Annotated in this window: 24 protein-coding genes; 9 read left to right on the top strand and 15 right to left on the bottom strand. The window is 65.5% G+C overall.

Annotation, left to right across the window (positions count from 1 at the left end):
- The 5 genes from ilvC to QA600_RS06145 form a co-directional block, all read right to left on the bottom strand.
- Positions 1 to 1,053, bottom strand: a complete 1,053-nt coding sequence (gene ilvC / locus QA600_RS06165; protein ID WP_278291083.1) for a ketol-acid reductoisomerase — start codon at positions 1,051 to 1,053, stop codon at positions 1 to 3.
- On the bottom strand, positions 1,046 to 1,714 hold the full coding sequence (gene ilvN / locus QA600_RS06160; protein ID WP_278291082.1) for an acetolactate synthase small subunit: 669 nt from the start codon (positions 1,712 to 1,714) through the stop codon (positions 1,046 to 1,048). The genes ilvC and ilvN overlap by 8 nt, the downstream gene beginning before the upstream one ends.
- Positions 1,711 to 3,525, bottom strand: coding sequence for a biosynthetic-type acetolactate synthase large subunit (ilvB, locus tag QA600_RS06155; RefSeq protein ID WP_278291081.1), 1,815 nt, complete (start codon positions 3,523 to 3,525; stop codon positions 1,711 to 1,713). The genes ilvN and ilvB overlap by 4 nt, the downstream gene beginning before the upstream one ends.
- A gap of 326 nt (positions 3,526 to 3,851) precedes the next feature.
- A complete protein-coding gene (locus tag QA600_RS06150) occupies positions 3,852 to 5,054 on the bottom strand; it encodes a 2-isopropylmalate synthase (protein WP_278291232.1) in 1,203 nt (400 codons plus the stop codon).
- A gap of 466 nt (positions 5,055 to 5,520) precedes the next feature.
- A complete protein-coding gene (locus QA600_RS06145; protein WP_278291080.1) occupies positions 5,521 to 6,114 on the bottom strand; it encodes a winged helix-turn-helix transcriptional regulator in 594 nt (197 codons plus the stop codon).
- Between the two features lie 79 nt (positions 6,115 to 6,193).
- Between QA600_RS06145 and QA600_RS06140 the strand changes: the two genes are divergently transcribed.
- Positions 6,194 to 6,484 (top strand): DUF5779 family protein, encoded by a 291-nt coding sequence (locus QA600_RS06140; protein ID WP_005559894.1) that lies wholly within the window; start codon positions 6,194 to 6,196, stop codon positions 6,482 to 6,484.
- A gap of 128 nt (positions 6,485 to 6,612) precedes the next feature.
- Here QA600_RS06140 and QA600_RS06135 read toward each other — a convergent pair whose 3' ends face one another.
- A complete protein-coding gene (locus QA600_RS06135) occupies positions 6,613 to 7,311 on the bottom strand; it encodes a VOC family protein (RefSeq protein WP_278291079.1) in 699 nt (232 codons plus the stop codon).
- A gap of 162 nt (positions 7,312 to 7,473) precedes the next feature.
- On the opposite strand from QA600_RS06135, the gene QA600_RS06130 reads away from it, so the two are divergent.
- Positions 7,474 to 8,157, top strand: a complete 684-nt coding sequence (locus tag QA600_RS06130; RefSeq protein WP_278291078.1) for a hypothetical protein — start codon at positions 7,474 to 7,476, stop codon at positions 8,155 to 8,157.
- A gap of 40 nt (positions 8,158 to 8,197) precedes the next feature.
- Positions 8,198 to 8,620: a hypothetical protein gene (locus QA600_RS06125; RefSeq protein ID WP_278291077.1), complete on the top strand. Its 423-nt coding sequence runs from the start codon at positions 8,198 to 8,200 to the stop codon at positions 8,618 to 8,620.
- A gap of 52 nt (positions 8,621 to 8,672) precedes the next feature.
- On the opposite strand, the gene QA600_RS06120 is transcribed toward QA600_RS06125, so the two are convergent.
- The gene (locus QA600_RS06120; RefSeq protein WP_005559900.1) at positions 8,673 to 8,882 is read right to left on the bottom strand and encodes a ribbon-helix-helix domain-containing protein; all 210 of its coding nucleotides are present in this window, start codon (positions 8,880 to 8,882) and stop codon (positions 8,673 to 8,675) included.
- A 207-nt stretch (positions 8,883 to 9,089) separates the two neighbouring features.
- Between QA600_RS06120 and QA600_RS06115 the strand changes: the two genes are divergently transcribed.
- Entirely contained in the window at positions 9,090 to 9,419 is a 330-nt protein-coding gene (locus QA600_RS06115) for a hypothetical protein (protein WP_005559902.1), read from the top strand.
- 12 nt (positions 9,420 to 9,431) lie between these two features.
- Here the strand turns inward: QA600_RS06115 and aglJ are convergent, their stop codons facing one another.
- The 4 genes from aglJ to QA600_RS06095 all read right to left on the bottom strand — a co-directional run bounded on the left by aglJ (position 9,432) and on the right by QA600_RS06095 (position 14,640).
- Positions 9,432 to 10,445, bottom strand: a complete 1,014-nt coding sequence (gene aglJ, locus QA600_RS06110; RefSeq protein ID WP_278291076.1) for an S-layer glycoprotein N-glycosyltransferase AglJ — start codon at positions 10,443 to 10,445, stop codon at positions 9,432 to 9,434.
- Positions 10,446 to 10,514: 69 nt separating this feature from the next.
- Complete coding sequence (locus QA600_RS06105; protein WP_278291075.1) at positions 10,515 to 11,894, bottom strand: AAA family ATPase; 1,380 nt, start codon at positions 11,892 to 11,894, stop codon at positions 10,515 to 10,517.
- A gap of 938 nt (positions 11,895 to 12,832) precedes the next feature.
- Positions 12,833 to 13,564, bottom strand: coding sequence for a UTP--glucose-1-phosphate uridylyltransferase AglF (gene aglF, locus QA600_RS06100; RefSeq protein ID WP_278291074.1), 732 nt, complete (start codon positions 13,562 to 13,564; stop codon positions 12,833 to 12,835).
- 20 nt (positions 13,565 to 13,584) lie between these two features.
- On the bottom strand, positions 13,585 to 14,640 hold the full coding sequence (locus QA600_RS06095; RefSeq protein ID WP_278291073.1) for a hypothetical protein: 1,056 nt from the start codon (positions 14,638 to 14,640) through the stop codon (positions 13,585 to 13,587).
- Positions 14,641 to 14,725: 85 nt separating this feature from the next.
- Here QA600_RS06095 and QA600_RS06090 point away from each other — a divergent pair, with 85 nt between their 5' ends.
- Both QA600_RS06090 and QA600_RS06085 read left to right on the top strand, forming a co-directional pair.
- Positions 14,726 to 15,652 carry a hypothetical protein gene (locus QA600_RS06090; protein ID WP_278291072.1) on the top strand — a complete coding sequence of 309 codons (927 nt, stop codon included), beginning with the start codon at positions 14,726 to 14,728 and terminating at the stop codon, positions 15,650 to 15,652.
- A gap of 53 nt (positions 15,653 to 15,705) precedes the next feature.
- The gene (locus tag QA600_RS06085) at positions 15,706 to 16,422 is read left to right on the top strand and encodes a hypothetical protein (protein ID WP_278291071.1); all 717 of its coding nucleotides are present in this window, start codon (positions 15,706 to 15,708) and stop codon (positions 16,420 to 16,422) included.
- A gap of 21 nt (positions 16,423 to 16,443) precedes the next feature.
- On the opposite strand, the gene QA600_RS06080 is transcribed toward QA600_RS06085, so the two are convergent.
- Complete coding sequence (locus QA600_RS06080; protein ID WP_278291070.1) at positions 16,444 to 17,373, bottom strand: glycosyltransferase; 930 nt, start codon at positions 17,371 to 17,373, stop codon at positions 16,444 to 16,446.
- 60 nt (positions 17,374 to 17,433) lie between these two features.
- Between QA600_RS06080 and QA600_RS06075 the strand changes: the two genes are divergently transcribed.
- A complete protein-coding gene (locus QA600_RS06075) occupies positions 17,434 to 18,330 on the top strand; it encodes a glycosyltransferase (RefSeq protein WP_278291069.1) in 897 nt (298 codons plus the stop codon).
- Between the two features lie 5 nt (positions 18,331 to 18,335).
- Here QA600_RS06075 and QA600_RS06070 read toward each other — a convergent pair whose 3' ends face one another.
- Positions 18,336 to 19,493, bottom strand: a complete 1,158-nt coding sequence (locus tag QA600_RS06070) for an MFS transporter (protein ID WP_278291068.1) — start codon at positions 19,491 to 19,493, stop codon at positions 18,336 to 18,338.
- A 152-nt stretch (positions 19,494 to 19,645) separates the two neighbouring features.
- Between QA600_RS06070 and QA600_RS06065 the strand changes: the two genes are divergently transcribed.
- Complete coding sequence (locus tag QA600_RS06065) at positions 19,646 to 19,951, top strand: hypothetical protein (protein WP_278291067.1); 306 nt, start codon at positions 19,646 to 19,648, stop codon at positions 19,949 to 19,951.
- Here the strand turns inward: QA600_RS06065 and QA600_RS06060 are convergent.
- Complete coding sequence (locus QA600_RS06060; RefSeq protein ID WP_278291066.1) at positions 19,917 to 20,477, bottom strand: hypothetical protein; 561 nt, start codon at positions 20,475 to 20,477, stop codon at positions 19,917 to 19,919. The two genes, QA600_RS06065 and QA600_RS06060, sit on opposite strands and share 35 nt — an antisense overlap.
- 111 nt (positions 20,478 to 20,588) lie before the next feature.
- Positions 20,589 to 21,548 carry a glucosyl-dolichyl phosphate glucuronosyltransferase gene (aglG, locus tag QA600_RS06055; protein ID WP_278291065.1) on the bottom strand — a complete coding sequence of 320 codons (960 nt, stop codon included), beginning with the start codon at positions 21,546 to 21,548 and terminating at the stop codon, positions 20,589 to 20,591.
- 145 nt (positions 21,549 to 21,693) lie between these two features.
- Here aglG and QA600_RS06050 point away from each other — a divergent pair, with 145 nt between their 5' ends.
- The gene (locus QA600_RS06050; protein WP_278291064.1) at positions 21,694 to 24,684 is read left to right on the top strand and encodes an oligosaccharyl transferase, archaeosortase A system-associated; all 2,991 of its coding nucleotides are present in this window, start codon (positions 21,694 to 21,696) and stop codon (positions 24,682 to 24,684) included.
- The last annotated feature ends 106 nt before the right edge of the window (positions 24,685 to 24,790 follow it).

Genomic DNA, 24,790 nt, shown 5'->3' with positions numbered 1-24,790 from the left:
CTAATCCGCTTGCAGTTTCTCTCGCTCGTCCTCGGTTTCCGACTCCTGTTCTTCCTGCCAGGCGAACAGCGCGCGGAGGCGCTCGCCGACCTCCTCGATCTCGTGGTCCTTCTCGGCCTGGTTGAGCTGGGTGTAGACAGGGCGGTTGGCCTGGTTCTCGGTGACCCACTCGGTCGCGAACTCGCCGTTCTGGACCTCCTCGAGTACCTCCTCCATGTTCGCGCGAACCTGATCGTCGATGACGACTTCGCCGCGGGTGAGACCGCCGTACTCGGCGGTGTCCGAAACCGAATCCCACATCGCGCCGAGCCCGTCCTCGTACATGAGGTCGACGATGAGCTTCATCTCGTTGAGACACTCGAAGTAGGCCATCTCCTTGCTGTAGCCCGCGTCGACGAGCGTCTCGTAGCCGACCTTGATCAGCTCGGCGATACCGCCACAGAGGACGGCCTGTTCGCCGAAGAGGTCGGTCTCGGTCTCCTCGCGGAACGACGTCTCGACGACGCCGGCACGAGCGCAGCCGATCGCCTTCGAGTACGCGAGCGCGCGCTCTTTCGCGTCGCCGGTGGCGTCCTGATAGACCGCGAGCAGCCCCGGCGTCCCCTCGCCGTTCTCGTAGTTGCGCCGCACGAGGTGGCCCGGGGACTTCGGCGCGATCATCGTCACGTCGACGTCCTCGGCGGGCTGGATCTGGTTGTAGTGGATGTTGAAGCCGTGGGCGAACTGGAGGGTGTCGCCGGCCTCGAGTTCGTCCTCGATCTGCTCGTAGACGTGGGGCTGGACCGTGTCGGGGACCAGCATCGAGACGATCTGTGCGCGCGATGCGGCCTCAACGGGCGTTACGACCTCGAGTCCGTCTGCTTCGACGGCCGAGCGCGAGGACGAGTCTTCGCGGAGGCCGACGACCACGTCGACCCCGCTGTCGTGGAGGTTCAGCGCGTGGGCGTGGCCCTGGCTGCCGTAGCCGAGGACGGCGACGGTTACGTCGTCGAGCTGCGATTCGTCTGCGTCCGATTCGTAGTAGATCTCGGTGGTGAATTCGTCGTCAGTCATCGTCTGCTGGTTGGGTGTAGGGGGTGTTGTTCGCCTCGTTGGCGGTCGATTCTGCCGGAGCGGGTGCTGCGGTGTCGTCGGTACCGCGTGCGAGCGCGGTCGTCCCCGTTCGGGCGATCTCGCGGATGCCGAACTGGGAGAACGTCTCGATCGCGGCTTCGATCTTCTGGCGGGCGCCCGTGATCTCGAACGTCGCCGTCTCGGGGCTCGAGTCGACGGTCTTGGCGTCGTACATGTCCGCGACGGCGGCGACCTGGTCGGGTCGTTCGGCGTTGACCTTCACCAGGGCGAGCTCGCGGCGCATCGCGTCGGGCTCGAGTTCGCGCACGGCGATCACCGGAATCAGCTTTCGGAGCTGCTTTTTGATCTGGTCGATCCCCGGATCGGGCTCCTCGACGACGAGGGTGATCCGCGCGCGATCCTCGTCGTCGGTCGGGCCCACGGTGAGACTCTCGATGTTGAACTGCCGCCTCGAGAACAGTCCCGAGGCTTCGGCGAGCACGCCGGGTTCGTGTTCGACCAGTGCCGAGATGACGGTCCGTCGAGGTTCGTGTTTCGCCTCGACTTCGGGGTCGATGCGGATCCCCTGTTTGTTTCGCCGACCCGCAGGCGACGGTCGCTCCTCGGGAGCGGGTCCGTCGAGGCCCTGCTCTCGTGTCATAGCTGGTCCTCCGTCAGTGCGAACTGACCGTTGTCGCCGCCGCTCGGGACCATCGGGTAGACGTTCGCCTGCGGATCGATGTGGACGTCGATCACGGAGGGGCCGTCGTAGGCGAGCGCGGCCTCGATCGTGTCGGCGACCTCGTCGTAGTCGTCGATCCGAAACCCTTCCGCGCCGAACGCCTCGGCGAGCGTGTCGAACTCGGGCATCCAGCCGTAGTCCGAGGCGGAGTGGCGCCCGTCGAAGAAGGCGTCCTGCCACTGCCGGACCATCCCGATATACTCGTTGTTGAGCACGGCGACCGTGATATCCAGGTTCTCGCGGACGGCGACCGACAGTCCCTGCAGCGTCATCAGGAACGAGCCGTCGCCGTCGACGCAGACGACCTCCTGGTCGTCGTCGGCCGCGAAGCGAGCGCCGATCGCCGCCGGGAGGCCGTAGCCCATCGCGCCCAGACCGTGGCTCGAGACCCAGGTTCGGGGCTCGGTGTAGGTCCAGTACTGCCAGGCCCACATCTGATGTTGGCCGACGCCGGTCGTAACGACCGCTCGGTCGCTCGTGGCCTCGTCTAAGGCCTCGACGACGAACTGCGGCTTGACCGGTTCGTCTTCCGGCGTGTCGTAGGCCATCGAGTAGTCGGACTTCCACTGCTGGCACTGCGCCCGCCACTTCGTCGCCTGGGGCGACTCGTCGACGGCCTCGGCCAGCTGGGAAACGACGGTGCCGGCGTCGCCGATCAGCGGATAGTCCGCGTGGATGTTCTTCGATATCTCCGCAGGATCGATGTCGACGTGGATGATCTCGGCGTCGGGCGCGAACGTCTCGATACCGCCCGTCAGGCGGTCGTCGAACCGGGTGCCGACGGCGACCATCGTATCGCAGTGGGTGATCGCCATGTTGGCGTAGCCGGTACCGTGCATCCCCGCACCCTCGAGTGCGAGCTCGTGGTCTTCAGGGAAGGCGCCGGTTCCGGGCATCGTCGTGACGACCGGGATCTCGTGTTCGATCGCGAACTCGCGACAGACCTCGGCGGCGTCGCCTTTGATCACGCCGCCGCCCAGCAGCATGATCGGGCGGCTGGCGTTCTCGACGCGTTCGGCTGCGGCCGCGACGATCTCGGGGTCCGCTCGTTCCTGGACCTCGTAGGTGTCGGGCGTCTGCGGCTCGTCGGGTTCGCGGTCGGTTTCGGCGTTCGTGACGTCCTTGGGCAGGTCGACCAGCGTCGGACCGGGTCGACCCTCGCTCGCGAGCGCGAACGCCTCGCTGACGTCCGTACCGACCCGGTCGGGCTCGCTCGAGAAGGTGTTGGTCTTCGTGACCGGCATCGTGACGCCGGTGGTGTCGGTCTCCTGGAAGGCGTCGTTGCCGACGAACTCCGTCGGCACCTGGCCGGTCAGTGCGACGACCGGATCCGAATCCATGTCGGCGTCGGCCAGCCCGGTGACGAGATTCGTCGCGCCCGGTCCCGACGTCGCCAGGCAGATCCCCGGCTTCCCGGAGACGATGCCGTAGGCGTCGGCCGCGTGAGAGGCCCCCTGCTCGTGGGCCATCGTCACGTGGTGGATCTCGGAGTCGTACAGCGCGTCGTAGACGGGCATGATCGCGCCGCCCTGCACGCCGAAGGCGTGCTCAACGCCCGCGTTCTCGAGTGCGCGAACGACGGATTCGGCGCCCGTCGTGACGGGGGTCGGCTCGGCGTCGGTCGCCGGCTCGACGTCTTCGGTCGGGGTCGTCTCCGCCGGTTCCTCCTGCGTCTCCTGGTCGTCGTGCTGTTCCTCGGTCGCGGTAACCGGTGGTGCGCGTTCGCTCATCGATTACCTCCTGTCGCCTCTCGGCGGTCCGGTGCGCTTGCTGGTGTCATCTGGTAAGTTGCTGGTCGCTCGGTGGTCGGTGCGACGGATACGGGTCGAGGTCGAGGAAGGAGTTGGTGAGGGGCTAGTCGGCCCCTACAATACGAAGGCGAGCAAGCGCGCTGCCGCCGGTGTCGCGAGTGCGAACCGATGGTCGAGCGCGATCCGTCATTACTCCACTGGTAGGCGGGGCAACCAGTATAATAGTTTCGTCCCGGGCAACGCTGGCGGGAACGACGGCGCGATAGCCGGGGCTCCCGGCCGGTGGCAAACGAGGGAGCCATCCCTCAGATCTGCACCTCCTCTCGCTGGCGCTCGACGCCAGCCTCCTTGGCGAACCGCTCTAAGTCCTCGACCGTGATGCGGCGCTTCTCGGCGCCATAGTCCTTGACGCGGCGCGTTACCGTTCGCACCTCGTCGTCGGTGGGCACGTACCCGCGCTCCTCGAGGCGTTCGCGGACCGAGTGGGTCCCGGTGTGTTTCCCCATGACCAGTCGGCGCGTCGCGCCGACCATTTCGGGGGTCATGACGCCGGGTTCGAAGGTGTCCGAGTTCTCGATGACGCCCGCGGCGTGGATGCCGCTCTCGTGGGAGAAAGCGTTGTCGCCGACGACGGGCTTGTTCCCCGGCGTTTCGATCGAACTCTTCTCCTCGACGATCTCCGAGAGCTCCATGATACGGGTCGTGTCGATACCCGTATCGCACTGGTAGACCGATTCGACGGCCATCACGAACTCCTCGTAGGCGGCGTTGCCGGCCCGCTCGCCGATCGAGTTGACCGAGACTTGCGCCTGGTCGGCGCCCGCCTCGATCCCCGACAGAGCGTTGGCGGTCGCCAGCCCGAAATCGTCGTGGGTGTGGACGTCGACTCGCGCGTCCGTGTGGGCACAGACCTTCTCGATCATCACCCGGAACCGATTCGGCGTGGCGACGCCGCAGGTGTCCGGAATGTTGATCCAGTCCGTTCCCGCCTCCGAGACGGCCTCGATCACGTCGATCAGAAACGCTTCGTCCGTCCGGGTCGCGTCCATCGGGGAGAACATGCACGTCGCCCCCGCTTCCGTAATCCGTTCGACGGAATCGACGGCGCGCTGTACTACGTCCTCCCGGGTCGCGTGCATTGAATCCTCGATCTGGACGTCGCTGGTGCTGACGAACGTGTGCACCATCTCGACGCCGGAATCAAGTGCGGCTTCGATGTCGTCGTCGACGACGCGGGCCAGCCCGCAGGTGGTCGTCGACGTCGAGGACGCGATATCCCTGACCGCCTCGAACTCGGCCTCGGAGTTGACGGGAAACCCGGCCTCGATGACGTGGGTACCCATCTCGTCCAGAACGGCGGCGATCTCGCGTTTGTCGTCGTAGGAAAACGACGTGCCGGGCGACTGTTCGCCGTCCCGCAGCGTCGTATCGAAGACACGTGCTGACTCGATTTCGTCAGTGGAATCTAACGTGCCCTGGAAGAACTCGACCCCCCTGACTGGTGTCAGAGGTCGGGTTGCCTTGTGAAGACATTGTATCCGAATCCGAGGACCGACGTCGTATATAAACCTGACGCTGCCCCCGTGATGGGACGACGTGTCAGTACTCACAGAACTCCGCTGAGAGGAGAAAACCGCAAGACATCAACGACCTATTATCCACCAGATAGCCTATTATCATACTACTCGATCCGCGAGTCGACTCCGAAATCCCTCGCTCGATCCCCTACAATCCACCCAAACATGCTTGAAAAGAACGTGGTTCGGCTGGCGCGCGCTTCCCGGTGGACGGTCGGTCAGTAAGAAACCACCACGCGGAACGGATTTAGACTATCGTCCAGTTGTTAGTATATTTCGAAACACAAATCAGGAGAAGAATAGTCTCCCGGGACGGACCGACCCGTTACCGACGGGGATTCGTACGTGTTGCAGCTTCACCTGGATCCGAGCGCCCCATCGCTTAGAGTCGGGACCCTCACTCGAGGGCGTCCCGGTGGGACTCGTATCGACTCAGGTATCGATCCTCGCAAGAAGAACAGCAGAACGTCTTGATCTCGCCGTCGACCGTTGCCGTCACACCGTCGCCGGTGACCTGCTTCCCGCAGACGACACACTCGAGGGCGAACCCGGTCGCCGAGAGCGCGGCGATGCGAGCCGACCGGTTGAGCAGCGTGACGTCGTAGCCCGACAGCGAGGCGAGGTCGACCTCGCGAGCGAGCCACGAGCGGACGTCACCGTCGGCAATCGTTGCGTGGACGAGGACGCGGCCGTCCACTCCCTCCAGGACGCGCTCGACGCCCTCGAGCTCGCCTGCGGCCGCGTAGACCTCGTCGACCGCCTCGGGAGCGGGCTCGAGGTCGACCAGCACCGAGACCTCGCCGTGAAGTCGCTCGCGGTCGACGTCGATCGTAAACCCCCGGATGATCCCCTGGCTCTCGAGCCGGGAGATCCGATCCGAGACCGCCGGCGGCGTCAGGTCGACCCGATCGGCGATCTCCTTGTACGGCCGCCGGGCGTCGGTCGCCAGTAACTCGAGGATCTCGAGGTCCGTCTCGTCGAGCTCTCTCATGAGCGTCGGTTAGGAGGCCTGCGTCAAGAGTGTACCGCGGAAGCGAACGTTTTTCTCGCCGCGCTCCGAGGGGATCGGTATGAGCGATTTCGACCTCGACCTGCGGACCGTCGAGGAACACATCGACGAGGAGTTCGAGCTCGACGGTGAAATCGTCCTCGGCGTCCTCGACGGAACGACGCCGTCCTCGGAGTGGCTCGAGGCGGTTTCGACGGGGAACGTCCTCGTTCTCTGCGTCGACGGCGAGGTCAACGAGCTCGCCTCCGGCTTCGCCCGCGACGTCAAGGAGTCGGGCGGAAACCTCATCCACTTCCGCGGCTTTCTGGTCGTCACGCCGCCGGGAATCGACGTCAACACCGATCGGCTCTGAGGCTGGCTCCCGTCCTTCAGCTCCGGAGCGACGCCCATCGTCCCGATCGACTCGTGAAACCAGTACGGCAGACCGTGTGACGGGCCGAGGCGCTGCTTCTCCGTCTCTCGTGTGCAGAACGTCGTCGTTCAGTCTGAGACGCCGTTCGACCGGAACGTCAGCCAGTGGCCGTCCGGATCACGAACCGTGATCTCCTCGTTCGTCTCCCGTTCGACCCGAGCGACGCGATCCTCGATCGCCTCGAGCGCCGCTTTCGGATCGTCGGTCTCGAACCCGAGATCGACGTGGACGCCGCCGCGGCCGTCGGCGATCCCGAGGTGGGGTTCCCAGAGTTCGAGAGCCATCGGGCCGTTCAGCCGCACCCGCTTGCGGTCGGAACCGAGGTCGACCGTTCGAAAGCCCAGCGCCTCGTAGAACTCGCGAGCCCGCTCGAGGGACTCGACCTCGAGGACGACCTCGAACAGGCCGTCGATCCCCGGCCCCGCGACGTCGCGCTGGCCGAGCTCGACGCAGTTCCCGTCGGGATCGTACAGATACAGCGACCGAGAGGAGCCGAACTGAGCCTCCTCGAGGTCGTACTCGGCGCTCAGGCGGTCCCACCACTCGTCGTACTCCGCGGCGGGGATCGAGAGGGCGTAGTGGGTGTGGAGCCCACCTCGGGGAACCGCCTCGGGTCGTCGGAGGACGAGGTCCGTTTCGCCCGCAGCCAGGACGACCTCGTTCTCGCCGTCCGCGCGGACGGGCAGGGACAGCATCTCCGCGTAGAACCGCCGTGCCGGCTCGAGGTACTTGACCTCGAGAGCGAGCCAGGAGAGCCCGGTGAGCATGGGCACGTCTACTCGGGGCGGGGGCATAGAAGCGTCGCCGTGGCGAGTTCGCCAGCGTCGGGGTCGACGCGGTAAACGACTCGACGGAGAGTGATCTGGATTGAACCGGCGGAATCAGCGGCTTCGTCCAGGTTTATGACGCGAGCGAGCGTACCGCCGTCCATGCCATTTCGCGTCGACGAGCGCTCGACCGAGTTCGCGGAGATCGATCGGTTCGACGGCGGCGTCGGCTGGATCGCACACCCCGACGAGGAGATGCAGCGGGCCAGCCACGCCCTCGAGTGCGACGGCGAGGTGTGGGTGATCGACCCCGTCGACGCCGAGGGGGTCGACGCCCTTCTCGCGGAGTTTGGCGAGGTCCGCGGCGTCGTCGTTACGCTGGACCGACACAAACGTGACGCCGCCGACGTCGCGAACCGCCACGACGTCCCGGTGTACCTTCCGGCGTTCTTCGACGGCGTCTCCGAGGAACTCGAGGCACCCGTCGTTCGCTTTGGCGACGAACTCGCCGACACGGGGTTCAAGGCTCGGACCGTCGTCGACAGCCGGTTCTGGCAGGAGGTCGCCCTCTACGATCCCGACCGACGAACGCTCGTCGTTCCGGAGTCGGTCGGCACCGCGGACTACTTCCTCGCCAGGGGGGAACGTCTCGGGGTCCACCCGATGCGGCGGGCGATCCCGCCGCGGGACGCCCTCGGCGATCTCGTCCCCGACCGAGTGCTCGTCGGCCACGGCGCTGGCGTGTTGACCGACGCGACGACGGCACTCGAGGCCGCCCTCACCCAGTCCCGAACGCGAGCCCCGCTACTGTACGCCAAGACGGGACGGAAGCTGTTGCCGTTCTGATGGGATACACCTAACTGCCGCGGGCCCGTACGAGTACGGCGTGGTCTACGTCACCCGCGCCCTAGTCGAGGTGTTGCTCGAGTTGGCCGAGGACGCCGATCCGGACCGAGTCCGGACCGGGGTCTCGGTGACGCCGGCCGGCGAGCTCGAGGGAGCCGAGGGGCTCCCACCCGAGACGCCGGTCTTTACGGACTTCTTTCTGCCCGATCCCGGGAACGCGGTCAACGCGGTGTTCGGCGTCGACCTCTCGACGCCGGCCCGACAGGCTCAGGGCCAGTTCGTCTCCCACCCCGTGCGTGAGCTCGAGGTGACGAAACGCGACGACCTCGCACAGGTGGTCTTCGTCGCCGTTCCACCCTGGGAGATCGGCGAGGCGTCGTTCGGCGCCTTCGATCGGTTCGGCGAGCGCCAGCCCCTCGAGATCCTCGACGCTCGGGCGCCCGAGCGAGAACTCCGGGACTGACCATCCAGGACTAAGCACCGGCGGATCGAGCCCGCCCCGACGAGCTGCGGCGCTACTCGAGGTAGCCCAGTCCGCGGAGCTGTTCGGTGATCTCCTCGAACTCGGCCTCGGTCAGTTCGCCCTGTCGCTGGTGCTGGATGACGATGCTTCGGAGCAGAAACCGGACCAGGTCGCTGGTGCTCTGGAAGCTCGTCCCCTCGATCGTTTCGTCGACGCGATCTGCCAGATCCTTCGGGATCGAAACCGTGGTGTACTCGACCATACGAGATACTCCGCCGCGGTCCCCAAAGACGTGTCGCCGCTCGACGGCTCGTTTCTCGGAGACGGGCAGACGACGGCTCGCCTCTCACGGCCCGCCACGGCTCGATGGCGCGGGGTGTAGAGGCGAGCCACACACGTCGTTCGGAAACGTCCTGATCGCCGACCGTCTCCGTAGCGGTTTTGATATGTGGCGTTCTACTGGCAACGTATGGGAGTCAGGCCACCATCGAACGACGACGACGACGAGCCGGAGAGCGTCGATTTCGGAATCGCCGCCGTCGACGCGCGCCTCAGGCGCTCGGAGCTAACGTTTCCGGCGACCAAAGACGACGTCGACGCCGAACTCGGTCACGAGCGGATCTCGTACGACGTTCACGGGAACGACGTTCCGCTCGGCGAGATGCTCGCAGAGGCCGACCAGCAGCGGTTCGACTCGCGTCAACAGCTGTTGAACGCGCTGCACGAACCGTTCGAGGAACACCGCCGACAGAACTCAAACGGCGTCGTCCAGCAGTTTCGGTCGATGCTGCCGTTCTAGTCGTTCCGGTCGCTACTCGTCGTCTCGGTCCCGCTCGCGTTCGGCCCGCGTAATCTGTTCGAGCCGGCGGCGCTGTTCGCGGTGCAGCGTTACGAGCATGTCCGAGAGCACGCCGAACATGAGCAACTGCACGCCGAGCAGAATCGCGGCCGCCGAGACGACCGCCAGAATCTCGTGGCCCTGTTGGTACTGGATCCACTGCCAGAGGACGTACATCGCCACGACGCCGCCGGAGGCAATGCTCGCCGCGCCGAGGCTCCCGAAGTAAAACAGCGGGTTGTTCGTCTTCGCCAGCGAGTACAGTGCCAGCACGATCGTCCCACCGTCCCTGAGCGGGTGGAGGTTCGTCTCCGAGGCCTCCGGCCGAGCGCTGTAACTGACCGGGACGACCGTCGTATCGATCCCGTGTTTGACACACTCGACGGCGAGTTCGGTCTCGATGGTAAACCCGTCCGAGTCGAGCGAAAGGCGTTCGAACGAGTCGGTCGTAAACGCCCGGTACCCCGAGAGGATGTCCTCGTACTCGGCGCCGTGGATCAGCCGGAACGAGCGGTTGATCAATCTGTTTCCGAACCCGTTCAGCGCCCTCATCGCGTCGTCGTCCATGTTGGCGAAGCGATTTCCGATGACGTGTTCGTACCCCCGCGAGAGCGGCTCGAGCATGCGCTCGGCGTCGGCCGGGTCGTAGGTGCCGTCGCCGTCGACCATCAACACGTACGGGACCGTGACGTACTCGAGGGTTTCCCTGACGGCCTGGCCCTTCCCGTTGCCGGCCTGGGTGAACACCTGGGCGCCCCGCTCGCGCGCGATAGTGCGCGTCTCGTCATCGGAGTCGCCGTCGACGACGACGACGTTCGAGTACCCCTGTTCACGGAAACCGTCGATCACGCCGCCGATCGTCGCCGCCTCGTTCAGCGTCGGGATGAGGATACAGACCTCGTCGGTCGAAATATCGCGCGTCCGTTCGCTCATCGACAGGAACGCCTCCCGCTCGAGCGTCGACGCGCGGACCCCGTCATGTTCCATTGCCCGTGAATTCTGTATCAGAGATGAAAAATATATTGGTCATTGGTGGTACAAAATAGTCGGTTGGCGCTACGATCCCACTATGGAGACGATGTGCTGGCGCATCCGCCCGTCGATCGGGATATTCGCACACCGCTCGTCGAGACCGATCGTCTGGAGCAGGAGACTCGAGTCGTCGAGGAGGGAGAGCTGGAGGTAGGTGCCCTCGCGGTAGCCGTCGCTGGTCCTGGTCATGTTGATGATCTTCAAGGTTTCGTACTCCCGGAGCTGGTCAGTGATCCGTTTCTTGCCGAGGACGTTGGCGTCGATCGCCTCGGCGAACGCGCGGTAGACGCGGTACATCTCGGTAGCCTTGAACGCCGAGCGCTCGGAGAACTCGTCCATCGTCGCAAGCGCCGCGATCGCGATCTTCGCCTGCGTGGGACACCCCCTGATGAGATCCTGGATCCGGGTCACTTCGGCGTCGTCGTTTGCGACTCGGACGTGGCTCTCCGTGACCTGGGCGGCGTCGTTGTCCCTGGCGACCTCGCCCGCGAGCCGGAAGAGATCGATCGCCCGGCGCGCGTCACCGTGTTCCTGGGCCGAAAAGGCCGAGCACAGCGGGATGACGTCGTCGGTCAGCACGTTCTCGCGGTAGGCGTCGCGTCGGCGCTCGAGGATGTCCCCGAGCTGGTTCGCGTCGTAGGCCGGGAAGACGATCTCGTCGGGCGAGAACGAACTCTCGACGCGAGTGTCGAGTCGATCTCCGTACTTCAGGTCGTTGCTGATTCCGATCACCGTAATACTTGCGTCGACGTCGTTCTCCTCGCCCGCTCGCGAGAGTTGCATGAGGAGTTTGCTGTCGTCGGCCTCCTCGGGCGGGACGTTCTCGACGTCGTCGGGCGGGGCGAGCCGATCGATCTCGTCCAGGACGACGATGATCGCGTCGTACAGTTCGTCGATGACCGACCAGAGCCGATCGTAGTACGCCCCCGTTGCGATCCCGGAGTGGGGGATCGTGATCCCCGTCTTCTCGGGTTCGTTCAGACTCTTCGCGAGGTGGATGACCGTCTGTACCTCCGAGCGGCGCTGGGCGCAGTCGATGACCGCTCGGCCGATCCGGACGTCGTTCTCGAGGCCGCGGCCGACGACCTCGCGGCTGACGTAGCGGGTGACCAGCGTCTTCCCGGAGCCCGACTTTCCAAGCAGGAGCGTCCCCTTGCCCGTTCCGCCGGTGATCGTCGGCTTGAGCCGTCGGGCAACGGTCTCGATCTGGTTGTTCCGGCCGACGATCTTGTTCTGGTCGGGGACGTGGTCGATCCGGAGCAGATCCTCGTTCGCGAAGATCCGATCTTCCTCGTCCAGGACCGAGAGCGGATCGTCGCGAGACTTGGAGCGGGAGTGGGCGACTGCGCCGTGCTCGGCGGCGTACTCGCCGAGCGTCCCCGTTCCCTCCGCGTGCAAAGGCATACACCGTCTTTCAGATGATTTTTCCTTAGCTCTTTCCCTCCGCGAACGGGGGTCGCTCGCGCCGAGTTCGCGTCGAAACCGAAGTGGCCCGAACCCTGGTCGCGAGTCACACACCGGATTTCAGATGAATTCCCGGACAGGAGGGAGTCGGTGCGCCCCCACCCACACCGGATTTCAGATGAAATGCTGCGAAGCCGGGGCGGATCTCGGGCAACTACTCCCACCCACACCGGATTTCAGATGAAATGCCGCGAAGAAGGGGGTGGTGGGAAGGGGTCGTAACGGTCGATCGACGGTTCGATGTGGGGTAGATCTTCGGGAGCCGATCGCAACCCGTGCTTGCCTCGAGCGGTTCTGGATCTCCGTTCGCGGATGATACAGCCTGTGAATCGGCGATATCATCTGAAATCCGGTGTCGGATCGAAGAACGAACTCGAGACGTGAACACCCCGTGCCACCGACGACTTCGACGCCTAGAGTCCCTCGATCCGAGTTCGCTTCCGGACACGGAGGGATAAGGTATAAACAACGAAGAAGAATCGCCGTTCCATTTCAGAAACCCGACACAGAACGGTTGGTCCGGGATTGTCCCACTACACTACTACTACTAGATTACCACTAGAGTAAAGTATATAATAAAGGCCAGAAGCCGTTTTGGACGAAACTCCTGTAGATATCCGTAGGTTGTGTCTAGCACTCTCTGCACTCCTTAGACCTTCTCAGGTTCGATCGAGTCGGAGTCGTCGCCACCCCACCCCCTCCCGACCTCCGACCGATTTCATCTGAAATCCGGTGTGGGGGTGTCCGTCCCCGAACCAACCTCGGTCGCGTTCCGACCGTCGTCCGAACTCCGGGGGGATTCGTTCGGTCTGCGAGCGATAGTTGTCGTTCTCTCGAGGACGAACTAGCCGGTGACCCGCTCGAGAACCAGCCGGCAACTACACCGGAATCGGTGTCTCGGCTTCCCGCACGCGTTGTTCGGCTTTCTCCCGATCCTCCGGGTAGCCGACGTCGATCCGCCAGCCGTCCATGCGAATGGCGTCGATCGTCCGTCCAGACTGGATGAGGAGATCGATCGCGTCGGGCAGTTCGTACTCGCCGCGGTCGGAGGGTTGGACGAGGTGACAGGCGTGGAAGATCGCGGGCGTGAACGTGTAGAAGCCGGTCATCACGAGGTTCGACGGCGGTTCCTCGGGTTTCTCGACGACCTCGACGATCTCGCCGTACCCGTTGGTGTCGAGCACCCCGTACCGGGAGGCCTCCTCGTAGGGTACCTCCTCGACGAGAAAGGCTGCGTCCGCGCGCTCCTCGTGCTGGCGCTTGATTACGTCCCCGAGGTTCCCCCGGAAGACGTTGTCCCCGAGCATAAGGACGAAGTCGTCGTCGACGTGGGGCTCGGCCTGCAGAATCGCGTGAGCGAGCCCGAGCTGCTCGCGCTGGTGGGCGTAGGTGATCGGCACGCCCTCGTAGGCGTCACCGTAGCGCTCGATGAGTTGCTCTTTCTGGTAGCCGACGACGACGACGAGTTCGGTGACGCCGATCTCGAGCAAGTTGTCGAAGACGTCCTCGACGAGCGGCTTCCCGTCGACCTCGACGAGCGCCTTGGGTTTGTCCTCGGTGAGCGGCCGGAGGCGAGTCCCCTCTCCAGCGGCCAGTACGACTGCTTGCATGTCCGAACAGTCTCCACGAATTACCAAATAGTTTGTGTACGTGTGACGCGGCGCGGAAAGATGGCTGTCGCAACGAACCCGTGGCAACTCGAGACGCGTCCGATCCGCGTGCTACTCCGACACTCGAGGGCGAATGTCACCCGCGACCACGCGGAGATCGGGGTGGTTCGCGAACTCGCGATACTCCGCCGGAAGCGCCTCGAGGGAGTCCGCCGCCGCGAAGCGCTCGCGGATCGTCGCCCAGCGTTCGTGGCGAACGACGATGACGGGCACCGTCTCGAGGTCGAGCAGCTTCGCGATCGACAGCCGATGTTTGCCGGCGCTGAACCGAATGATCTCGCCGTTCCGGCCGATTCCGACGCGCGTCTCCTGGGGGAACTCGGTCCCAGGATCGACTTCGTCGCGGCGCTTCCGGTCTCTATCCCGTCGTCCCCGCGCTCGAGCAGTTCGGTCTGGGAGACGTACCCCTCCTCGGCCATCGACTCGTAGAGGGTGTCGAGGTCGTCACACCGGCGCTGGAGTTCATCGATCGTCGATGACCGCCAGTCCTCGAGGCCGTTCTCGATCTTGCAGGCAGCGTACCGGTACTTGGCCGTCCGCTCCCAGGACTCGCCCTCGAGGAACCGGGCCTCGAGCGAGCGGTGGATCCGCGTCTCGGTCCACTCGGTTCGAAACCGATCCCAGCGGCCGTCGATCACTCCGACGATCGGTTCGTCGTGTACCGGTGAGCGTTCGGTATCGCCGTCCTTCGTCGGGAAGTGTGCCTTTCCGAACCGCGACTGGTACCGAAGATCGGTGGGATCGATCTCGACGATCGCCGGGAGATCCGACGCCGTCGGCTCGCCGGCCGCCCTCCGGTGACGGATCGCCCACCAGTAGCCGAACGCGCTCTCGTACAGGTACTCGAGGGTTCGGCCGAGCGCCCTGGAAACTCCTCCGAGCCGGTAGAAAACCAGCAACTTCCGCCACGATGCGGTCAGTGCAGCGAGAAAGAGCATCTGGTAGTCGGCCTCGGAACCGCTGAGGTTCCCGGTGACTCCCGTTCCCTGTACGTCGAGCGCGATCGATCCAGTCAAAAAACTTCGGCGAGGACGGCGTTCACGTTGGATCCGGTGATTTAACTGAAGGACTTACTTACTAATACGTGAGGAAATCGGTAGAGTGAGCCTCGTACACAGATCGAGTCGAATACTCCGCGAGGACGGCGTTCTGTCCCTGCTGTGGCGTTCCGTACGGTTCGTCTGGACGACGACCGTCTGGCGGCAGGAACTCGTTCAGCGGCTCCCGGTGTGGGCACTCGAGTTCGCGTTCGATGTCCGCAGCCGGCTGCTGTCCAGCATGAGTGACGCGAACCCGGCCCGACCGATCGGGATCGATCCCGACGAGATCGAGTACTACCACGGGAGCGACGACCCGTGGCGGCTTGGACGCGTTCTCGACGGCGACTGGGACGAGCCCGAGGGACGGTTCGAACAGACGACCGTCTACCGGTCGCTCGAGGCCCGGTTCCTCGAGGGCGTCGACTGGGCGGAGACGGAGCTCTACACCGAGTACCGCGACCGGCTCGAGCGGGGTGATCCGTACTGGCGGTGTACGACGGAGGCGGAACTCGAGGCCTACTTCGAGCGGATCGACGACCTCTACGAGTCGATGGCCGAGGAGGGGTACCGCTCACAGCGGGAGCTGCTGGCCGACGGCGACGCCGATCCTCGCGGGGAGAACACCGACGCGGTCCACCCGGTCGTCCAGGAGATCGGCGTCAACGTCTACCGCGACGGCGAACTGGTCAAAAAGGGTGCGGGCTTCCACCGACTCGCGATCGCGAAGCTGCTCGACCTCGAGGAGATCCCGGTGACGGTGCGGGTCAGACACGCCGACTGGCAGGCGGTCAGAGACGAGATCCGCGCGGCCTCGTCACCCGAGGAGTTGGGCGACCGGGCGAGAGCCCACCTCGAGCATCCGGATCTCCAGGACGTCGTCCCCGAACACTGGCGGGCGTCGACGATCGAACCGACGGACCGTCCGGATCGCGAGGCGTCGCAAACGGACGATTCCGAAGACGACGACGTCCCGGTACCCCGCCGGTAGCCGACACGCACCGAGCCAGCACGGTTAACTACCGCTGCTCGGAACCTTCGGATATGTCCTATCTGCTCGAGCAGGTGAAAGAAATTTGGCGGCGAGACGGCGTTCGCGCCGTCGCCGACGAGGCGACCGCCCACCTCCGGTGGCGCCTCGAGCGCTCCGCGGCGTACGGAGCCGTCAAAACCCGCGAACTCGAGCTTCGGAACCGACACGTCGACGCCGATCCGCTCGAGCTGACCTGGGTCGATCCCGCCGAGATAGAGTACGTCGTCGGCGAACTCGTCCCCGACGAGACCGACGACTCACACTTCGAACGGCCGAACGTCCCGGCCCAGGGGCGGGACGGGATCGGTGCCGTCCGCGGGGGCGAATGGGACCGACCGACGGTTCCGTTCACCGACCTCTCGGAGTACCGGCTCTTCGAGGAGCGCTTTCTCGAGGGCGTCCCCTGGATCGAGACCGAGTTCGTCGACCGTCACCGCCGCTCTCCGGACTCGAACTGGAGCGAACGGAAGCTGGTGCACAAGCTCGAGCGCTTCGACGACCTCTACGAGACGATCGCGACGGCAGGGTACTCGAGCCAGCGCGAACTCGGCGGTCACCCGCTGAACGAGATCATCGTCTACCTCGGCCGGAACGGCGAACTCCGGTGGCACGAGAACGGCCGCCACCGGCTGGCGATCGCGAAGCTGCTCGACCTCGAGTCGGTACCCGTACTGATCACGGTTCGCCACCGGAAGCTGCTCTTTCCTGGCGAGCGCTCGCCGCCGTAGCCGCGACGAGCGGTCGCTCCCTCAGTGGTGTCGGTTCGCGAACACCGCGAGCCGGCGCTTCGCCTCGAGGACGCCAAGCAATGCACCGCAGCTAACGCTTGCGGCCCAGTAATAGACGGCGTACCGGACGGATCCGGGATCGATCGCCAGCGCGTGCCTGAGGTAGGCGGCCGCCGGTTCCCGTCGTCCGCTCTCGGCGTAGATGATCGCGACGTTCGCCGCGAACTCGGCCCGCCGTTGTCGGCCGACGTGTTCGCCGTGTCCCTCGAGTACCCGGCAGTATCCCTCGAGCTTCCGCTCCGGATCCGTTCCGATCCGCTCGCCGTCGATGTGACGGTCCAGGAGCACCTCGGGGACGCCTCTGATCTCGGCGCCCTCGTCCGCCGCCAGCAGGCGCAGGTAGAACTCGTAGTCCTGGACGGCGGGCAGCTCCTCGTCGAGGGGGCCGACGTCGTCGAACGCCGAGGCACGAAACGTCGTTGCGGAGAAACTTCCGACTGGGTTGCCCCGCCCGAGGTCCTCGAGGGTGACCCGTTTCTGTGCCTGGATAACGTCGTAGACCGCGCCGTCTCGGCGCTTCCGGTAGGAAGTGTAGACGCCGCGGACCTGCTCCGAACTTTTCTGGAAGGTCTCGAGCACGCGGGCGACGTGGGTCGGCACCAGTTCGTCGTCGGAGTCCAGAAAGGAGACGAACTCGCCGCTCGCGCGTTCGATCCCGCGGTTCCGTGCCGCGTTCGCCCCACCGTTTGTCCCAGTCTGGAGGTACACCAACCGGTCGTCGTCGTACGAGCCGACGACCGCGTCGGTCCCGTCGGTCGAGCCGTCGTCGACGACGATCACCTCGAGGTCGTCGACCGTCTGTGCGAGCGCGCTGTCGATCGCCCGGCCGACGACCGACGCGCGGTTGTACGTCGGGATGACGATGCTGACCGCGGGCATTTCGTTGGCCATCCTCTCGCCGCCGAAATCAAAGTCCTTTTGCTCGAGAGACCGTACCGCTAAACGAACCCGATGACGACCGTCTCGATCATCACGCCCGTCTACAACGACTTCCCGGGACTCCGCGAGACGGTCGACTCGCTCGCGGCTCTCTCGACGGAGATCGACCGGGAGCACGTCGTCGTCGACAACGGCTCGACCGACGGCACCCACGAGCGCGCCGAGCGCTACGTCGCGGATCGGCTCGAGGGAACCGTCCTGCTCGAAGACGAGATCCAGTCCTCCTACGCCGCCCGCAACGCGGGCGTTCGGCACAGCGACGGAGAGATTCTCGCGTTCGTTGACGCCGATATGACCGTTCCCGAGGGGTGGCTCGAGGACGCCCTCGACGCCTTCCGGGCCGCGGACGCCGACTACATGGGTTGTAACGTCGAACTCGAGGTTCCCGACAACCCCTCGCTCGCCGCCCGCTACGACCACCACTCCGGCTTTCCGGTCGGTCACTACCTCGAGCACCAGCGCTTTGTGCCGACGTGCTGTCTGTTCGTCCGCCGCGAGGTCTTCGCCGACGTCGGCCTCTTCGATCACCGACTGACCTCCGGGGGCGACAAGGAGTTCGGTAACCGGGTCGACGGGGCGGAGTACGACCTCCACTTCGCTGCCGACGTCACCATGCACCACCCCGTCCGCGAGTCGATTCGTGCGCTCGTCCGGAAGGATCTCCGCGTCGGGCAGGGGCTCTGCCAGCTCCAGCGCTACCATCCGAATCGGTACGGGACGCCCGGAATCCCGCCCCGTCCTTCCGGCGTCAAACAGCCCGATTCCGACCTCGAGCGGCGGAAACGGCTGGCCTTCGGCGCACTCGAGACCGCGCTGACGGGCGTTCGCGGGATCGGCTACTACCGCGAGTACCTCGCCGGGAAACGAGGACACGAGGCGGGCGGATCGATCCCTCTACTCGCGGAGTAGCGGACCTACCCCGGCAGCCGGCCCGTGCGCTCGACGAGAACGAGGACGGCGACCATTACGCCGAGAACGACCGCGGCGCTCGCGAACACGGTGTCGTAGGCGTACCCTCGCTCGACGAGCGAGCCGACGGCTGACGAACCGAGCGCCTGTGTCAGCATCCACGTGGAACTGAAGACGGCGTAGGCGCTGCCCCGCGTCGAGTCCGGCAGCGTGTCGAGGAGGTAGGTGTCGATGGCGGGAAAGAGGGCGTGGATGATGAGGCCGACAACCGTCGAGAGGACGATCAGTCCGATCAGCCCCTCCACCTGGGTCAACACGAGGAGGCTCGCGGCGAACGCGCCGACGATCCCGAGCAGGTACGGAACGTGTGGGAACCTGTCGGCCAGGTCGCCGCCAAAGAAGAAGGCGGGGACGCCTGCGGCGAAGATGATCGTCAGCATCATTCCGGACGCCCAGCTCGAGAGCCCCTTCGATTGCATGTACAGCTCGTAGAAGTTGAACAGCCCCTGCCAGACGAACGACGCCGCGCCGACGATCGCCAGCGCGGTGACGATCAGCTTCCACTCCGAGAGCGCGCCGGCGACGAAGTCGCGGTCGGCGTCTCCCGCAGCCGGTAGCTCGGCGTCTCTCGCCGCGACCCACGTGTAGCCCGTCGTCAGCGCTGCGCCGACGGCGATCGCCCACAGCGAGAGCCGCCAGTCGACGAGTAGCGTGAGCGCGACGAACGGTGCGGCGATCACCGCGGCGACCTGGCTGGCGGCGCCGTGGATGCCGATGATCCGACCGATGCGCGTCGGATACAGTTCGCTCAACAGCGGGTTCGCCGAGACGAAGTAGATCCCGGAGGCGATCCCCATCAGGAAGGCCCCGATCATGAGGTGTTCGACCGTCGTCGCGGTCGCGGCGAGCGCCGAGGAGCCTGCGAGGACGAGCCCCGACACGAGGACGACGTGGTGACGGGGAACCTTCGTGAGGATCCACCCGGTCGGCAATCGGGGCGAGGCGCTGCCGACCCAGGCGAGGGTCACGATGAGGCCGGCGGTCGCCTCGCCGATCCCGAACTCGGCGATGAAGACGTCCAGCAGCGGCGCGAAGACGATCCTGGCGAGATTCACCAGAAAGACGAGTCCGCAGAGAGAGGCGAACAGTCTGGCGCGTGTCACGGTCGGTGTTTCTAACGGGTCGTCTCAAGCGTTCCGAAGTCGGCGCGAGATCGGCTGAGGGGGTGAAGACTCGAGGAGCCTCCGAAGGCGCTCGAGCGGACACGACGAAAACGACCCGAGGCGTTTTGCTCGACGAACCCCTATTCAGGTCGATGCCGACGACGTGTGCGCTCTGTCGACGAGTCGTCCCCGACGAGCGGATCGACGATCCTCAGGTTGTCCAGGAACACCACCTCCGCCCCGAGGAACGGGCCACGAGCCCGACGGTGATGCTCTGCCGGCCCTGTCACAAACAGATTCACGCCCTGTTCACGAACGAGGAGCTCCGCGAGTCGTACGACACGATCGAGGCGCTGCGATCCGCGGACCGCCTGCAGGGGTACGTCGACTGGATCAGGGGAACGAACAAGCTCGAGATCCAGGTCAGAACGAGCGATCGGGTGCGCGACGGCAGATGAGGGCAGACGACGGTGACAGCGGCGAGCGATCTCTCTCTCCTGTGATGTCTGGTCGCGAACTCGCATACGTGATCGGGGTCGCCGTCGTCGTAGGCCTCCTCGAGGCGGATCCAGGTCGACGAATCGTACGTTGCGTCGACGAGGACGCAGTGTCGTCCAGCTCACTCGCTTCGACCAGCTCCGGAACGGACTCCGTCTCCCAGTCGCCGCCGTCCACCCGGACGCGTACCGCGTAGTCGCCTCGCGAACTCCCCCATTCACAGTCCACGAGCGCCCCGTAGTTGCGCTGACCGCCGCCGTCGAGTTCGCGCGTGGCCCGGATCTCGTGTGTGGAGGCGTGGACGACGTCCCCGTCCCGCAACACCTCGGCGTCGAACCGGTGTGACGACTCCGTATCCGCGCTGTGTAGCGAGACCCCGCCGAGGCGAACCGGTTCGGGATCGTTCCACCCGGCCAACGACGAACAGCCCGCACCGAGCGCGACGACGGCGACACCACCGGAACCAAGGAACGTACGACGATCCATCGGGTGTCGTTTCCCGTTTTCCCGCAAATGCTTTCGGGCGTCTCTCGGTCCGTTCGACCGCGGATTCCCGTGGCTCCGCACTTCTCGTCGATCGACGTGGCTCGAGCCCGCTCAGGCGGCCGACGCGTCTTCGAGCTCCTCGCGAACGAGCGCGTCGTCGGACTGCACGAGTCCGTACAGGTAGCCGAAACCGACCGCTGCGGTGAAGACGAAGATTGCGACCAGCTGTTTAACCTTCGCGCTCGAGGGTTCACGTCCAAGGTCCCGGAGCCGCGAGGGGACGAACTCGAGCATAAGCTGTCGGAGATACTCGTTTTTGTCGCCCGCGGCTTCGGGCAACAGGAGGTCCATGATCCGTTTCGAGTACCCCTGCCAGAACGAGCGGAAGACGAGCCATCGGAAGTCGCCGCGGTACTCGAACAGCTTGTGGTTGACGACGGCGTCGGTGTTGTAGATCACGCCCTTGCCGTACCTGTTGGCCATACGGATACAGACCGGGGCCTCGTGGGCCTGGATGTGGCGGTCGCCCTTCCGGCCCGTGTTCTCGTCGTAGCCGCCGACCTCGAGGAAGACGTCCCGGCGAAAGGAGATGTTCGAGCCGTAGGTGTTGCGCAGTTCCGCCATGTGTTCGCCCATCCCCCGCTCGTCGCAGCCGACGAGCCAGTAGAACTCCGCGGGGAAGAAGTCGGGTTTCTCGGCCACCCAGTCGGGTTTCGCGTGCCCCCCGACCGCGATGGCGTCGGTCTCCTCGTAGACCCGGGCCAACTCCGCAATCCAGTCGGGCTCGGCGACCGCGTCGTCGTCGATGAACGCGACGACCTCGCCGCTGGCGATCTCGGCGCCCCGCGTGCGGCTGTAGGAGATCCCCCGGTTCTCGTCGTTGCAGTGGAGGACGACGTCCTCGTGGTCCCCGTACTCCTCGCGGACGCGCTCGTAGACGGCCTCGTTGCCGTCGACGACGACGACGACCTCGAGGTCGTCGTACGTCTGTGCGAGAACGCTGTCGACACACTCCAAGAAGACGTCGTAGCGCTCCATCGCGTACGTACAGACGACGGCGGAGACCTTCATCGGGAGACCCGTTTCGATGAGGGGAGAATAAACTTTGTCGTCGGTCTCGGACCCCGATCGAGTAGAACTATCCACTGAATATGAATGTAAAATAATCTGGGTGGTATGAGAAAGCTTATTCGTGGCTTCCCTCTCGTGAAACCTAATGAGTACGGAGACCGAGCGAGCCGAGGAGCGGACGGAATCGTCCGTCCTCGGCTCGTGGGCGGAGTGGTACCACGTCCCGGTCGTCGGGGCTGTGATGCTGTTTATGTTCTGGGTTCGGACGCAGTCATACGAGGCCTTCGTCACCGATGACGGCACCCCCGCGCTCGCGGGCGTCGACTCCTGGTATCACTGGCGGACGATCCAGTGGACCGCCGAGAACTACCCTTGGACGATGCCGTACGAGGTCTGGACCGGGTTCCCGACGGGCAACTACGTCGGTCAGTTCGGGACCCTCTTCGACCAGCTGATCGTCACCGCCGCGATGATCGTCGGTCTCGGGGATCCCTCCTCGAGCACGCTCTACACCGTCTCGCTGCTCTCGGTGCCGGCGATGGCGGCGCTGGTCGCGGTCCCCGTCTTCTATCTCGGCCGACGGCTGGGCGGGACCGTCGGCGGACTCGTCGCCGTCGTCCTGCTGGCGCTCGCGCCCGGCCAGTTCCTCACGCGAACCACCGCGGGTCAGCTTCAACACCACGTCGCAGAGGTGCTGTTCATGGCGATCGCCGTCCTCGCGATGATGGCCGCACTGCGGGTCGCCGAGCGCGAGCAGCCGATCTACGAACTCGTCGCCGACAAGAACTGGGACGCGCTCCGACAACCGACGATCTACGCCGCGCTGGCGGGGGTCGCGCTCGCGCTGTACATCTGGGTCTGGCCGCCCGGCGTCGTCCTGATCGGGATCTTCGGCGTTTTCTTCGCGGTCCAGCTCTGTCTCGACTACGTCCGTGGGATCTCCCCCGATCACGTCGCGTTCGTCGGCGCCGTCTCGCTCGGCGTGACCGCGGTCGCGACCGCCCTCCTGATCGAGGAGCCCGGCACGAGCGTCACGAGCTTCGGCTACCTCCAGCCGGGCACCGCCGCGCTGGTCGCCGCCGGCTGTCTGTTTATGGCCTGGTTCGCCCGCCAGTGGGATGCCCGCGGGATCGATCGCCGAATCTACCCGGGCGCGATCGCCGCGCTGATCGTCGGCGCGTTCGCGGTCATGTGGCTCGTCTTGCCTGACTTCTACGACACGCTCATCGGAAACCTCACTGGACGGCTCATCCCGCTCGACCCCGATGCGGGGACGCTGACGATCCAGGAGGCCCAGCCGCCCGACGACTTCACGGCCCACGTCTTCGGCGAGTTCGGCACCGCCTTCTACACGATGCTCGCCGGACTCGCGCTGCTGGTCGTCCGACCGCTGTTCGGCCGCGAGTACCGCGCGGAGTACACGCTGATCCTCGTCTGGTCGCTGTTCCTGATCAGCATGTCCGCAACCCAGATCCGCTTCTCGTACTACCTCGTGCTCGCGGTCGCCGTGGTCAACGCCGTCTTCGTCGCCGACGTCCTACGGCTGTTCGACCTCGACCTCCAGCGCGGCGCGCGCTCGCTCGAGGGAGTCGAAACTTACCAGCTCATCATCCTGCTCGTGGTCGTTCTGCTCCTGTTCGCGCCGCTGTTGCCCGTCGTCGCCGCCGACGGCGACACCGCGGTCGACCGCGGCGAGGCCACCGGGCCACACCCCGACGCGATGGTCTGGGAGGAGTCGACCCACTGGCTCGAGTCGAACACGCCCGAGCCGGGTAACTACGGCGGCGCCGACTACGCCGACGAACTCGAGTACTACGGCAGCTACGACTACCCCGACGGCGGGGACTTCGACTATCCCGACGGCGCCTACGGCGTGATGTCCTGGTGGGACTACGGCCACCTGATCACGACCCAGGCCGAGCGGATCCCCCACTCGAACCCGTTCCAGCAGAACGCCGAGACCGCCTCGGCGTTCCTGACCGCCGAGTCGGAACGGGAGGCCGAGCTGATCCTCGAGGCGATCGCGGCCGGCGAGGACCCACTGGACGACGACGACAACGTCCGTCCGCTCGAAGAGCTCGAGGCGGCGGTCGACGACGACGCCGACGAGCAGATGCGGTACGTGATGATCGACGACCAGATGGCGGGCGGGAAGTTCAGCGCGATGACCGCCTGGTCGGGTCCCGACTACGACCACTACGTCACGCCCGACGTCGAGCCCGGCGAGGAGATCGACCGCGAGGACGTCGACGAGCGCCTCGAGGTCCCCTACGAGGAGACGATGGTCGCGGGTCTCTACTTCGACGACGCCGCGGGGATGGAGAACTATCGGCTCGTCCACGAGAACGACCAGCGCACGGCCGGGTTCGTCAGCTACGCGCTGATTGATCCCGAGACCGACCAGGTGCTCACCGACGAGACCGGCCAGCACCAGGTCGCGATCAACCAGCCCCTCGACCAGCAGACGGAGATCCAGCTCTCGCAGTTCGAGCAGAGCCCCGACGTCGAGGTCGAGTACATCGACGAGCGCGAGGGTGCGGGCGTCAAGACCTACGAACGCGTCGAGGGTGCGACGATCGCCGGCACCGCCGACGCCGACGAGGGGACGGCGGTGACCGCCGAACTCGAGCTCGACTCCGGCGTCGACCGCGGCACGTTTACCTACGAGCAGGACGCCGAGGTCGACGAGGACGGCGAGTTCGAGCTGACGGTGCCGTACGCGACCGACGACGAACTCGACGTCGAGGACGGCTACACCGAGAGCGCCGTCGAGGCCGTCGACGACTACACCGTGACCGTCGAGGGCGAGACGCCCCAGCAGGGCGCCCTCGAGGTTTCCGAGAGCGCGGTCATCGAGGGTGACACCGTCGAAGTCGACCTCGAGGAGACGGAACTCGAGGACACCGACGATACCGCAGCCGATGACGAAACCGATGATACCGAGAACGGCGCTGACGATGCGGGCGCTGCCGAGGACAATGACGTCGACACCGCCGACGATGGTGAGGACGCCGACACCGCTGACGTCGACGAGAACGATGACGACGGCACCGCTGACGCCGACGATAACGACGAGGACGCCGACGACGATACCGCCGGCTCGCTCGTCCCGACTGCGGCCGGACTCGCGGACTGACTTCGCCCCTTTTCCGTTGGCTCGAGTGAGAAGCTCCTTCGCTACGTGCTCGCCATCGACGCGATCGTCGGACGTGTCCCGCTGCGACCCTGCTGACCCCGCTATC

It is taken from the genome of Natronococcus sp. A-GB1 (assembly GCF_029688845.1).
Lineage (GTDB): Archaea > Halobacteriota > Halobacteria > Halobacteriales > Natrialbaceae > Natronococcus.
This window is presented reverse-complemented; position numbering and strand designations above follow the sequence as displayed.